The following is a 12,144-nucleotide window of genomic DNA, read 5'->3' as shown; positions in this document are numbered from 1 at the left end:
ACCTTGTAAAAACACACTATATGAAAAAAATGATCGCATCGCTGCTGCTGGCAGCTGTAAGCTTCAGTTATGTTGAAGCACAATCTTCTTCAGATTTCCAGAAAGGAACGGTTCTCACGGCTGCCAATGAAACCCTGGAGGGAAGCATCCGCGACCAGGCGGCTAAAAAGGGAACTATTCTATTTCAGTCGGCCTCTGGCAAAAAAACAGTGTATAGTCCGGCAGAAATTGCGGGATATAACCTCAATGGCAGCAGTTATATTTCCTATGCCAGCGATTTTTACAAGGTACTGGTTGCTCCCGGTAAAGCAGGTTTATACCAGCGGGTAACCGATAACAGCGGCAAAATGTTATATAATGGCGCGGAAGTGATAAGTGTAACCACTGCAGAAGGCAAGGCAGGCGATTATTATATTCAACTGCAGTCAGACAGTAAATGGATCCGCGTTACACAGAAAGATTTTGAAGTAACAGCAGCTTCACTTTTCTCAGGCTGTTCTTCTGTAACCGATGCAGTAAAAAACAAACAGCTTGATTACACCCAGTTAAGCAAGCTTGTGCAACAGTATAATAGTTGCAGTAAGTAAGCATAATAGCCGGTAACTGCGGGTATGTTCCCCCGGCATACCTGCACCTGGCTGTTGGCTAAATTGTATATTTGGTGTTATTTGCCAAATGGATAGCTCACTGATTCTTGCGAATGTTAACAGGCTGATCTCGCTGTCTGATGATCAGCAATCTTTATTTATATCCTTACTCAAATACAAAAAACTCAGGAAAAGGGAATATCTCCTGCAGGCCGATGATATCTGCCGGTATGAGTATTTTGTGATAGCCGGTTGTCTGCGTTCTTATTACCGCGATGATATGGGGATTGAGCATGTTGTACAGTTTGCCATTGAAGACTGGTGGATAGGCGATATGCGCAGTTTTATCACCCAAACGCCGGCATGGCTCTACATTGATGCGCTGGAAAATACAGAAGTGCTGATGCTGTTGAAAGACGACCTGGATAACCTGTATGCAGCTGTCCCTGGATTTGAGCGCTACTTCCGCATACGCATTCAGAATGCACTGGTATCGGAACAGCAAAGATTAGGTGCTTCCCTAAGTAAAACCGCAGAAGAACGATACCTTGATTTTATCCAGAGATACCCCTTTCTCGAAAAGCGTGTTCCCCAATTACAGATCGCTTCCTACCTGGGCATTACACCGGAATTTTTGAGTAAGATCCGTGCCAGAATTGCCAGAGAAAAATAGAGCAGCTTAATCTGGTTCAAGTATATTTCTTAATCTATGTTATTGGATAATAGTGCTCAGGCTGGAGATTTTTGCAGCTTAAAATAGTATTCAATGAAACAAATGATTTTCAAAACAGAGAATAACTATACCGGCCTGATCGCCAGGCTAACTATAGGGCTTATTCTTTTCCCCCACGGTGCACAGAAAGCGCTGGGTTGGTTTGGCGGGTATGGTTTTTCCGGAACCATGCAGTTTTTTACAGATACGGTGCACCTGCCATGGCTGGTGGGCTTAGCAGTGATCCTGATCGAATTTATCGGTTCCATTTGCCTGCTACTGGGTTTGGCCGGAAGAGTATGGGCCTTAGCTGTTACCGGGTTGATGATCGGCATCATTCCCCAGCATACAGCGAATGGCTTTTTTATGAACTGGTTCGGCAACCAGAAAGGTGAGGGCTTCGAGTATCACCTGCTGATGATGGCACTCGCAATCATCGTATTGACAGGCGGGAGCGGTAAAATGTCTATCGACAGAAAGTTATCTGTATAAAATAGTAAAGAGAGGCTGATACAGTTTCAGCCTCTCTTTGCTATATATGATCTTATTGGTTTATAGTTCAGAATACTCAGTCGGGTGCAAATACAACTGTTCATTTTTCGAAACCGTATTCAGGTATTCGGGCATTACTTTCAGTTTTGTCCATTCCGGATCTGCACCAAAAACTTTCCAGTGTTCATCTCTTTCGGCCATATTGTTGAAACTGGTCATATACATCAGGTTCGGCATTTTGCTGCCGGCAATCACTTCGGCATAAAAAACTGCATTGAAATTGAGGCGCTTGAACAATGCAATTTCTCCGCCCGCATTAAACATCTTCACTTTCTGGCGATACAGCCTTTCGGTAGGGCCCTCATAACTTCTCAATTCATATACCCGATCTGTTTTGTTACCTGAAAGTTCCGGGGCTTTAAAAGAAGGCATTAAGGGGAAAGCTTTCAATACGATATTCTCAATCCTTTTGTAGGCTGGTTCATTGAAAGCTGTATTCCAGTAGGCGTCTCCGTCTTGCTGCAAACGGGAATCCTTCACCAGCAGATCTTCCAGTGAACTCACCTGTTCCAGAGATTTCAAAGGAATAAACAGGTAAATTCTTTTTTCCGAAGCGGTATCATTACCGATCCAATGAAATACACCCACTTTACTGATGCCTGCTCTGTGCAGGGCAGGCAGGTAGGCATTTTTCAGAAAAGCATCTACTTTCTGTACCTGTTCATTACTGGCGAGGCGGTAGAGTTTGATCTCGTAATAATCTCTTTTGGGTTCTTTTTGTGCGTTCACTGTTGTATGGAATAAGCCAACAAACAGTAACAGGATACATAGTGTTTTTTTCATGGTAGTTATATGGATTAATCAGTATGGGTTAAACGATAGATGAGTAAAGCAGCTCTCTGTATCAGCAAAGGAAATTCTTTCAGGTTAATGGTTTCTCCCGGTGCATGTGCTCCCCGTCCGGAAGCACCCAATCCGTCAATACTTCCTTTCATGTACCGGGCCACATAAGAAATATCACCGGCACCTCTTGCACCAGGATCGCCGGCCTTGGTAGCACCAAGCCCCATGGCTTCGGTAACTCCACTCACCACTTCAAGTAGCTGGTTATTTCCTGCAGTTGGCTCCATGGCGGGGATGCCGTCCTGAAACCTGATCTCTGCCTTGCTGCCGTTGAGGTTATTGGCAACGATCCTGCGCATTTTTTCTCTGGCAGCATCTTTCTGCGCTTCCGTTAAAAAACGGAGATCACCGGTTACCACTGTTTCGGGCGAAATGATATTGGTTTTGCCCATGGCTTCACCGCGGGCTTTGGATTCCTGGTATTGCATTTCAGAACCACCGAGTATCAGACCGGGATTAAACGTGAGGTATTTTTCTGTGCTCAGTTCCTCGCGGAAACTATTCAGGATCCGTGCGGCCTCATATATAGCACCATATCCGGCCCCCTTACTGAATACGCCGGATGAATGACCAGTTTTACCGCTGACCTGCAGTTGCCATCCACTGCTACCCCTGCGGGCCGTGGCTATGGAGTTGAGGCCGTTGGCTCCTTCAAATGCCAATGCCAGATCGCAGGTTTTGGCCCGTTCTATAAAATCTTTGCGACTTACACTGGTGGGTTGTCCCGATTTTTCTTCATCGCCGGTAAAATAAACGATGATCTGGGTATCATGCAGTAAACCCGCCGCCTGCAAAGCCTGCAGGGCAGCAATTACCACCACATCTCCGCCCTTCATATCATTGGCCCCCTGTCCGGTAGCCGTTGAATCATTCAAACGGGTATAGGGTGTAAAAGCCATATCGGGTTCAAAAACGGTATCAAGGTGACCGATGATAAACAGTTTTTTCCCTTTTTTCCCCTTGCGGGTAGCTACCAGGTGTCCGGCTCTCTTCAGCGAATCAGGTAAACTCACCCATTCTGTCTGAAACCCGGCTTTTGCAAATTCACGGGCAAAAACATCTCCCACTTTTTTAACCCCGTTAATATGGAGGGTACCACTATTGATATTCACCACTTCTTCCAGCAATTTTTCAGTAGCGGGCAGGTGAAGTTTGATATGACTGATGAGTTTTTTTTCAGCGTCGGATAAAGGTTGCGAAAAAATATTCTGACTTAGAAGCAACGCCAGAACAAAGGCTGGTATCTTACTCATGTGGCATTAATTGAGAGCCACCAAGTTAAGTAAGAATTGCCTGCTTTACAAAACCTGTAAAGAAATCGTAAACACTAACCCCCGGAGTAATGTTTCAGCAACTCGTATGCTTAGGCACTGCTTTGTCTACTACAAAATCTGTAGACATTTATCGGTACAAAAAGTTCTTTAACAAATTATTGAGGCAAGTCCGCACGGTTATTGCTTTTCCGCGAGTAAAGGGATCAGCGTATGGCAGAATGCTACATCATTAAAACAACCACTATGAAAACAAAAAACATCTTTCTGGCCGCCTTGCTGGCTATGGCTGTATCCGCTGTGATGACAGCCTGTAACAAGAGTACTTCTGCCGAGTCGAATGCGGCAGGTAAAGAGCAATTGTCATTGTATCTGACGGATGGTCCGGGTGTATTCGACAATGTGTACATTGATATCCGTTCGGTAAAAGTGCTGGTAGATACCAGTAAAGATACCCGCAGGCATGATAATGACGACTGGGACAGGAGAGGAGAGGATGATAAGAAAAAAGATTCTTCTTTTGTATGGGAAGATCTGGGCATCAAACCCGGCATCTATGATATCCTGAAATTCAGGAATGGTGCCGATACCATTCTCGCATCAGCGGGCATCACCAAAGGTTCTATCCGTTTGATCAAAATTGAACTGGGAACCAATAATACACTGGTAAAAGACAGTGTAACCTACCCCGTACAACTGCCACCGAACGATAAGAACTATGTACTCATCAAGTTAAAAGGTGGAGAGTGCGAGGAACACGCTCCCGGCAAAAAACGCCTCTGGCTTGATTTCGATATCGCCCGTTCGATCGTAGAGAATAACAACAAATTCTTCCTTAAACCTGTGTTCCATTTCTTTGTGGTGAATAATTCAGCCATGGTGGCCGGAAAAGTTACCCCTAAGGAAGCCAAAGCGGTGATCACCCTGTTTAACCAGACAGATACTGCTTACGCGCTACCTAACCAGGAAGGTTATTTTAAAATGAGAGGACTGAAGGAAGGTAATTATTCGCTTTACGTGAATGCTTCCAATGGTTATTTCGATACTACGTTAAACAATATTACCGTAAAAGCAACAGGCGAAACTTCTGTTGGCATTATCACGCTTCGTAAGTAATCAATCAGAATAACAGAAAAGGGAGCCCGGTGCTCCCTTTTTTTATGCGCCGGATTGTTTGTACATTTCCTTATGCAAAACAACACATTCCTGCTTTATGGTGCCAATGGGTATACAGGTCAGCTGATAGCCCGTATGGCGGCAGACTATGGCTTGCAACCCATTCTGGCTGGCCGTAACGAAGCAGCACTCAAAAAACTTTCGGAAGAGTTGGGATATCCCTACCGGGTCATTGATCTGTCTGATACAAAAGCCCTGGAAACAGCGTTACTCGAAGTGCCGGTTGTGCTACATGCCGCAGGGCCTTTCCAGTTTACTGCCCGCAAAATGATTGAAGCCTGCCTGGTTACACATACCCATTATCTCGACATTACCGGAGAGATCGGCGTTTTTGAAATGGCCAAAAAATACCATGCCCAGGCGGCAGATGTGGGTATCATGGTGATGCCGGGTGTTGGTTTTGATGTAGTGCCTACTGATTGCACGGCTTTATACCTGAAAAATCAATTGCCCAACGCTACCCACCTGCAGCTGGCTTTTGCCACACTGGGTGGAAAACTTTCGCACGGAACCGCCACTACCATGGCCGAAGGACTGGGCGAGGGCGGCGCGGTAAGGGAGAACGGAAAAATTGTGCGCAAGCCACTCGGACATAAAGGGCAATGGATCGATTTCGGAGTGAAGAAAATGTTTGTGATGTGCATACCCTGGGGAGATGTGTCTACCGCTTATTCCACCACCGGCATCCCCAATATTGAAACCTATACCGGTGTGGCTCCCAAAACCTTCAAGCTTTTAAAATGGCAATTTCTCTATAACTGGCTGTTGCGCACTTCTTTTATCCGAAACAGAGCCAAACAGCAGATCAAACAGAAACCGGCCGGTCCTTCAGACGATATGCGCAGCAAAGCCATGAGCCTTGTTTGGGGAGAAGTGAAAAACCCAGCCGGTGAAACCCGCTCGGTTCGTATGCGTTGTCCGGAAGGATATACCTTAACCGCTATCAGCAGTCTGCTCATTACCCGAAAGGTGTTAGAGGGTAATTTCAAAACAGGTTACCAGACACCCGCAGGGGCCTATGGAGCCGACCTCGTACTGGAGATTCCGGGAGTTAACAGAGAAGATCTATAAGTTTTATTAGATTTGTTCCCTTTTTCAATTTTAATATATCCCATACATGGCCACAAACCGCAAAGCTGCTATTGGCTTTATCTTTATTACGCTGTTGATTGATGTAACAGGTTTTGGTGTGATCATTCCCGTTATGCCCAAACTGATAGAACAGTTATTGGGGATCGATGATATCAGTAAAGTGTCGCAATATGGCGGATGGTTAACCTTTGCCTATGCTTTCATGCAGTTCCTTTTTGCACCTGTACTGGGTAACTTAAGCGATAAATACGGAAGAAGACCTGTTTTGCTCTTCTCGCTTTTTGGATTCGGGATCGATTATATTTTTCTGGCTTTTGCTCCTTCCATTATCTGGCTCTTTGTGGGTCGTTTGATTGCGGGGGTTACCGGCGCCAGCTTTACTACCGCTTCTGCCTATATCGCCGATATCAGTACCCCCGAAAACCGGGCACAGAATTTCGGGATGATCGGTGCCGCTTTCGGACTCGGTTTCATCATCGGTCCACTGATCGGTGGTTTGCTGGGCGAGTTGGGGCCGCGGGTGCCTTTTATGGTGGCTGCCGGACTGGCACTCACCAACTGGTTATACGGCTACTTTGTGTTGCCTGAATCGCTTGACCAGGAACACCGCCGCCCCTTTGAATGGAGAAGGGCCAATCCACTCGGCTCTTTGCTGCAACTGCGCAAATACCCGGCCGTAGGCGGATTGGTAGGTTCTTTTGTATTGGTATACCTCGGTGCACATGCTGTGCAGACCAACTGGAGCTATTTTAATATTGAAAAATTTCATTGGTCACCTAAAATGATCGGCTTCTCCCTGGGTGCGGTAGGGTTGCTGGTAGGACTGGTACAGGGCGGATTGGTACGGGTGATCAATCCCCGCATCGGTAATGAACGGAGTGTATATATCGGTCTGGGTTTATATGCGTTGGGACTGCTGCTTTTTGCCTTTGCCTCTCAAAGCTGGATGATGTTTGTGTTTCTGATTCCCTATTGTTTGGGAGGCATCGCAGGTCCTGCGCTGCAATCCATCATTTCAGGCCATGTGCCACCCAGCGAGCAGGGCGAATTGCAGGGGGCTTTAACGAGTCTCATGAGTGCCACTTCCATTGTCGGTCCTTTGATTATGACGAACCTATTTGCTTATTTCACCCGAAAAAATGCACCCATTTATTTTCCAGGTTCTTCTTTTTTCCTGGGCTTCCTGTTCATGCTGGGCAGTGCTATCTGGGCCTATGTAGTGTTGCGTGCAGAGAAAGATCCGGCAGGTACCGCGTAGCGAGAGATATCTTTTAGGGGTCACATGGTTATGTGATAGCAGGAAGTACCTTTCTGTATTACTTTCACAGATAAAGCTGTTACATGGCATTAAAAATTTCCTGGAAATATCTCATCGCTTTTATAGCCCTGAATATGATCATGGGCGAGCTGCATGAGCAGGCACATATTCAGATGGGCTACCTGATCTGCGGCTGTTATGGTCCGCGTGATTTTAATGTCTGGACCACCTGCGATACCTGCGCCAATCCATCTCTGGCCTATTGGGCTACGATCATGGGGCCAGTCTTCTCCTATCTTGTGTATTGGTTCTCGGCTTTGTTTTTACTGAAGCAGGCAAATGAAAAGAGAAACAAGTTGGGTATAGCACTGCTCTTTGCCACATTACCCTTTGCCCGCATTTTCACCGCCTGTATGGGTGGGGGAGATGAGAAAACAGTATTGGTGATGGTATGGGGAGAACAGTTTTCACTTCCCTTGCTGAAAGTGATGGCTGCAGCCCTGGTAATGTTGTTCTGCTTACCACCCCTATGGATAGCCATTAAAAGCTTACCCCAAAAGAACCGCTGGTGGTATGCAGCAGGTTTCTGTATCGGTCCACTCTTGTTTGGTGTATTCTGGCAAAGATGGGTACTCAAAAATGCCTTGTCGATGGAATGGTGGAAAGACAGCTATATCGCCGGAACCCCTTTGCTGGTGATTCTGCATTTTCTCCTGATGCTGGTATTACTGATCCGGTTCCGGAAAGCGTTGACGGACTAAACAGATAATATCACACCGTTTTTTTCTGCACCTGCAAATAATACCTGAAGCGGATGATGATCGCCGCTATCACCAGCAGGAAACAAAATTCAGAAAAGAATTTTTCTGCATCCAGCCAGTCGGTAGGCCTGTCTTTTAACAAGGGGTCCATTAATAATCCATGCACCAGAAACAGTAAAGCAGTGGCATAGGATACCAGGTGAATATTCTTCCACAACCGGAATCCCAGTTGCTTTTTAATAACTTTTTGTGTGGTAATGATCACGAGCAGTAATGCATAAAAACTGATCGTTCCCAGCAGTACCACCGTACTTTGTTTGGGGGCATTCACAGGCCAGAGTACCTGTTGCCAGGTAAACTGTTGTTCCTTATCCAACAGCAGAAATACTGGATGCAGTACTACAAAGCATAAAGCAATATACGCTGTCCAGTTATGCAGGTCATCGATACTGATCTGCTGTACGGCAGGAGGTAATTTTTTCCAGTACACCGAACGTTTATAGGCAGTACTCAACAGCATGCCCAGCAGAAAATTAAAGGTCAGCAGTCCGGTGGCACAAAGTCCCATGGCACCTGAAATATCAAGATAGCTCAAACCAAACATAGTCAGTTAGTTGATGATTTTGTTTTGATTAAAAGGGATACTATTTCACCCGGCTGCTGAACCAGCTTTGCCTGATCTGCTGCATGGCTTCCGTAACCGTTTTGCCGGATTGCTCAAAAGATACCACAGAAACAGTTGCATTTTCTCCCAGCACCAGCCGGGTTTGTTTTTCTGTATCCCGGTGTTTATAGGTAACAGTAATAGCTTCACCCGGCTTTTTGGTAGAAAGAAAACTGTTGATGTCTATTGAACTTTTTACGGGTGTGTCATCCAGTTTCAGGATCTCATCGTCTATATCCAGGCCAGCTTCATAAGCCGGACTACCTTTGGTGGTATTGCTCCCGATCACTAGCTTACTTCCGTTCACTCTTGTGTTGGCACCCAGCCAGGCTTTACCTTCTCCTGTTTTCACCAGATCATATCCTGCTTTGGCCAATAAGGTGGCATAATCGATCATCTCGTGCCCGTTGATGTATTTGCTGAAAAAAGCGGCTGCAAAATTATTGTCTGTTACAGAAGCCAGCGCTTCCTGCATGCCGGCAATGGTATACGCCGTTTCGGTTTTGCCAAAACGCTTCCACATGGCCTGCATAAATGTGTCCAGTGTTTTCTGGTATTTTGTCTGCATTTCCAGGTCAAGTGCCAATGCAATAGCTGCTCCGTAGGTATAATAGGAACTGAACATATTGGCATAGTTATTCCTGTCAATAGATACGGCAGCATCTACAAAAACCGCATGGTTACTGGCTTGTACCGGTGAATAGAATTTTCCACCTGCTGTGTTCTGTTTGGTATTGATCAGGGAAGCGAGCTGGTAGAGATAGGAAGCGGGTTGCGACAATCCGGCTCTTGCCAGCAACAACTCTCCATAATACTGGGTAAACCCTTCTGCAAACCACAATTCATGGCTCATATTGCTTTTATCGAAGCGGAAGGGTTCCAGTGTTTTCGGGCGGATCCTTTCTACATTCCAGTTATGAAAATATTCATGCGAGAATACACCCAGCAGACCACCCGCCGAAAAGCTGCTCATCGGGATGGAAATCATGGTTGAATTGCGGTGTTCCATACCATCGCCATGCACATAGGGATTGGCACTGGCAATAAAAGTGTAACTGCCGTAATCGTATTTCGGAAATTCACCGAATACGGCCCGGGCTTCTGTTACCATTTTTTGGATCTTATCTGCCAGCTCATCAAACTGAGATTCGGTGGCTTTGGCTTCCAGTGCAATACGCATGGTATACCTACTGCCATCAGGATTGCTGAGGGGCCATTCACGGAAATGAATGTCGCCGATCTTCGTAGGACTATCCATAAAATACTGGAGTCCCGGAGCGGTGAACGTATAAGGGTCTGCAGTCGTCACCAGCTGGGTGGCCACTATTCCGCGGTTTTCTTTCGGCAACACAAAACGGATAGTGATGGGCGCTTTTTCCAATCCCTGCATCCACATAAACACGGCGGGCATGTTCAGGTGTATGCTTTCGGGATCAATGCCCGCATACGTACCATCGGCATAATTGCCATATAAGGTATAGGAGAGGGTAACCGTTCCCTTGTGCGTGGGCACTTCATAGATATCGCCATCTACTCTTACTACGGAGAGGGTTTTGCCATCCGCATCAGTAGCTTTTACATCATACACATTTTTACCAAATTCATGCGTGGCATAACGGCCGGGGGAGGAGCGGCTCATCCGGAATTGGGCGGTGGTTAAAGGAATGCCTGAAACGGTCAGTTCAATCTGTGCCTCATGATGCACCGCATTGGGAAAGGATACCAGGTAAGAAACTTTCTGGGCACCAACGGTTATCACAGCAACAAGAAGTACCGCAGATATAAACAGCTTTTTCATCATAAACAGAAGATTTAACAGATCAGATGTAGTTAGCTAAGATAAGTGCTGCAAACGAGTTTACACCTACATTGCCTCCTCTCTTATATGAACGGATGAATGAAATGTATAGCTGACACTTAGGCATTTATACCTGTAAAAGCCGCCTATTGGCGCTTATTTAACAGTTCAGAACCATAATTATTAGGAGGGGAAGGGTTTAAGTGTTACCTTTGCGGCCATTAATTATTTACAATTTTACAAATGGACACACAAATCACAGGAACTGTAAAGTTCTTTAACGAAGAAAAAGGTTTTGGATTTATTAAGCATGATAACTCCAGTAAAGAAACTTTTGTACATGCCAATGGCTTGATCGATCAGATCGAAGCAAACGACAAAGTCGTTTTTGATGTACAGGAAGGACGTAAAGGCTTAAATGCCGTTAACGTGAAACGTTTAAGCTAATCACTGAACTTTCTTAACCTACTATAGGCCACTCCGCTCAGCGTAGTGGCCTTTTTGTTTGGAGGAAGCCGGCAGCAGTATCATACCCTTACTACTCACCACTCACTACTCCCGATTCCCCCCATATCGTTATCTTTGCACACTTAAAAAAATCAGTATATGTCAGATACCATGCAACAATTGCAGGAAACCGTTACTTATATCCGTGGATTGGTAAGTGGAGAAGCTGCTACCGGGATCATCCTGGGTAGCGGACTGGGTAACCTCTCAAATGTGATCGTAACCGAAAAAGAGATTTCGTACAACGATATTCCCCATTTTCCGGTAAGCACCGTAGAAGGACACAAAGGCCGTTTGATCTTTGGAGAATTAGGTGGCAAAAAAGTATGGGTAATGGCCGGCCGTTTTCATTTTTATGAAGGATATACCGCACAGCAGGTTGCTTTCCCGGTAAGGGTGATGCGTTTACTGGGGGTACAAACCCTGTTATTGTCTAACGCAGCGGGTGGCGTTAACCCCGCATTCGGTATCGGTGATCTGATGATCATTAACGATCATATCAGCCTCTTTACGGTAAACCCGCTCCTGGGCAAAAATGAAGACAAACTGGGTACCCGTTTCCCGGATATGAGTGAGCCCTACAGCAAAGAACTGATCAAACTGGCGCGGGAAATCGCAGCAAAAAACAATATTTCGCTGCAACAGGGGGTATATACCGGTGTAACCGGACCTACTTTCGAAACCCGTGCTGAATATAAACTGATCCATATCCTGGGTGGCGATGCCGTAGGTATGAGTACCGTGCAGGAAACCATTGCTGCCGTTCATTGCGGCATGCGGGTATTTGCCATCAGCGTTATCACCGACCTCGGGATCCGCGAAGAGGAAAATACCATCACCCACGAAGAAGTATTACAGGCAGCCAAAGAAGCAGAACCCAAGCTTACTTTGCTGTTTACCGAACTAGTAAAAAGCCTGTAAGA

The 12,144-nt window shown here is 45.9% G+C and carries 13 protein-coding genes; 9 read left to right on the top strand and 4 right to left on the bottom strand.

What is annotated here, in order from left to right; all coding sequences use genetic code 11:
• Positions 1-20 precede the first annotated feature (20 nt).
• The 3 genes from AC1RNB_RS09185 to AC1RNB_RS09175 all read left to right on the top strand — a co-directional run bounded on the left by AC1RNB_RS09185 (position 21) and on the right by AC1RNB_RS09175 (position 1,791).
• Positions 21-587, top strand: coding sequence for a hypothetical protein (locus tag AC1RNB_RS09185; RefSeq protein WP_493082377.1), 567 nt, complete (start codon positions 21-23; stop codon positions 585-587).
• A gap of 88 nt (positions 588-675) precedes the next feature.
• Entirely contained in the window at positions 676-1,260 is a 585-nt protein-coding gene (locus tag AC1RNB_RS09180; protein WP_493082376.1) for a Crp/Fnr family transcriptional regulator, read from the top strand.
• A gap of 93 nt (positions 1,261-1,353) precedes the next feature.
• The gene (locus AC1RNB_RS09175; RefSeq protein ID WP_493082375.1) at positions 1,354-1,791 is read left to right on the top strand and encodes a DoxX family protein; all 438 of its coding nucleotides are present in this window, start codon (positions 1,354-1,356) and stop codon (positions 1,789-1,791) included.
• Between the two features lie 60 nt (positions 1,792-1,851).
• Here AC1RNB_RS09175 and AC1RNB_RS09170 read toward each other — a convergent pair whose 3' ends face one another.
• Together AC1RNB_RS09170 and AC1RNB_RS09165 are read right to left on the bottom strand one after the other, a co-directional pair.
• On the bottom strand, positions 1,852-2,634 hold the full coding sequence (locus AC1RNB_RS09170) for an NIPSNAP family protein (protein ID WP_493082374.1): 783 nt from the start codon (positions 2,632-2,634) through the stop codon (positions 1,852-1,854).
• A gap of 14 nt (positions 2,635-2,648) precedes the next feature.
• The gene (locus tag AC1RNB_RS09165) at positions 2,649-3,947 is read right to left on the bottom strand and encodes a M20/M25/M40 family metallo-hydrolase (protein ID WP_493082373.1); all 1,299 of its coding nucleotides are present in this window, start codon (positions 3,945-3,947) and stop codon (positions 2,649-2,651) included.
• Between the two features lie 264 nt (positions 3,948-4,211).
• Between AC1RNB_RS09165 and AC1RNB_RS09160 the strand changes: the two genes are divergently transcribed.
• The 4 genes from AC1RNB_RS09160 to AC1RNB_RS09145 all read left to right on the top strand — a co-directional run bounded on the left by AC1RNB_RS09160 (position 4,212) and on the right by AC1RNB_RS09145 (position 8,252).
• Complete coding sequence (locus AC1RNB_RS09160; RefSeq protein WP_493082372.1) at positions 4,212-5,081, top strand: DUF4382 domain-containing protein; 870 nt, start codon at positions 4,212-4,214, stop codon at positions 5,079-5,081.
• 72 nt (positions 5,082-5,153) lie between these two features.
• Positions 5,154-6,212 carry a saccharopine dehydrogenase family protein gene (locus AC1RNB_RS09155; RefSeq protein ID WP_493082371.1) on the top strand — a complete coding sequence of 353 codons (1,059 nt, stop codon included), beginning with the start codon at positions 5,154-5,156 and terminating at the stop codon, positions 6,210-6,212.
• Positions 6,213-6,258: 46 nt separating this feature from the next.
• Positions 6,259-7,491, top strand: a complete 1,233-nt coding sequence (locus AC1RNB_RS09150) for a TCR/Tet family MFS transporter (protein ID WP_493082370.1) — start codon at positions 6,259-6,261, stop codon at positions 7,489-7,491.
• Between the two features lie 83 nt (positions 7,492-7,574).
• Positions 7,575-8,252, top strand: coding sequence for a hypothetical protein (locus AC1RNB_RS09145; RefSeq protein ID WP_493082369.1), 678 nt, complete (start codon positions 7,575-7,577; stop codon positions 8,250-8,252).
• A 10-nt stretch (positions 8,253-8,262) separates the two neighbouring features.
• On the opposite strand, the gene AC1RNB_RS09140 is transcribed toward AC1RNB_RS09145, so the two are convergent.
• Positions 8,263-8,856: a ferric reductase-like transmembrane domain-containing protein gene (locus tag AC1RNB_RS09140; protein ID WP_493082368.1), complete on the bottom strand. Its 594-nt coding sequence runs from the start codon at positions 8,854-8,856 to the stop codon at positions 8,263-8,265.
• Positions 8,857-8,896: 40 nt separating this feature from the next.
• Positions 8,897-10,717, bottom strand: a complete 1,821-nt coding sequence (locus AC1RNB_RS09135) for a M61 family metallopeptidase (protein ID WP_493082367.1) — start codon at positions 10,715-10,717, stop codon at positions 8,897-8,899.
• Between the two features lie 240 nt (positions 10,718-10,957).
• Between AC1RNB_RS09135 and AC1RNB_RS09130 the strand changes: the two genes are divergently transcribed.
• Positions 10,958-11,161, top strand: coding sequence for a cold-shock protein (locus AC1RNB_RS09130; RefSeq protein ID WP_493082366.1), 204 nt, complete (start codon positions 10,958-10,960; stop codon positions 11,159-11,161).
• 159 nt (positions 11,162-11,320) lie between these two features.
• Complete coding sequence (locus AC1RNB_RS09125; protein ID WP_493082365.1) at positions 11,321-12,142, top strand: purine-nucleoside phosphorylase; 822 nt, start codon at positions 11,321-11,323, stop codon at positions 12,140-12,142.
• The last annotated feature ends 2 nt before the right edge of the window (positions 12,143-12,144 follow it).

The sequence above is a fragment of the Sediminibacterium sp. GW821-FHT12F12 genome, from assembly GCF_058806635.1.
The sequence above is the reverse complement of the archived record's forward strand: the minus strand, read 5'-3'. Positions and strand labels throughout refer to the sequence as shown.

Coding starts and splice junctions, on each gene's coding strand:
- AC1RNB_RS09185 (WP_493082377.1), top strand. CDS start 21: ATGAAAAAAATGATCGCATCGCTGCTGCTGGCAGCTGTAAGCTTCAGT.
- AC1RNB_RS09180 (WP_493082376.1), top strand. CDS start 676: ATGGATAGCTCACTGATTCTTGCGAATGTTAACAGGCTGATCTCGCTG.
- AC1RNB_RS09175 (WP_493082375.1), top strand. CDS start 1,354: ATGAAACAAATGATTTTCAAAACAGAGAATAACTATACCGGCCTGATC.
- AC1RNB_RS09170 (WP_493082374.1), bottom strand. CDS start 2,634: ATGAAAAAAACACTATGTATCCTGTTACTGTTTGTTGGCTTATTCCAT.
- AC1RNB_RS09165 (WP_493082373.1), bottom strand. CDS start 3,947: ATGAGTAAGATACCAGCCTTTGTTCTGGCGTTGCTTCTAAGTCAGAAT.
- AC1RNB_RS09160 (WP_493082372.1), top strand. CDS start 4,212: ATGAAAACAAAAAACATCTTTCTGGCCGCCTTGCTGGCTATGGCTGTA.
- AC1RNB_RS09155 (WP_493082371.1), top strand. CDS start 5,154: ATGCAAAACAACACATTCCTGCTTTATGGTGCCAATGGGTATACAGGT.
- AC1RNB_RS09150 (WP_493082370.1), top strand. CDS start 6,259: ATGGCCACAAACCGCAAAGCTGCTATTGGCTTTATCTTTATTACGCTG.
- AC1RNB_RS09145 (WP_493082369.1), top strand. CDS start 7,575: ATGGCATTAAAAATTTCCTGGAAATATCTCATCGCTTTTATAGCCCTG.
- AC1RNB_RS09140 (WP_493082368.1), bottom strand. CDS start 8,856: ATGTTTGGTTTGAGCTATCTTGATATTTCAGGTGCCATGGGACTTTGT.
- AC1RNB_RS09135 (WP_493082367.1), bottom strand. CDS start 10,717: ATGATGAAAAAGCTGTTTATATCTGCGGTACTTCTTGTTGCTGTGATA.
- AC1RNB_RS09130 (WP_493082366.1), top strand. CDS start 10,958: ATGGACACACAAATCACAGGAACTGTAAAGTTCTTTAACGAAGAAAAA.
- AC1RNB_RS09125 (WP_493082365.1), top strand. CDS start 11,321: ATGTCAGATACCATGCAACAATTGCAGGAAACCGTTACTTATATCCGT.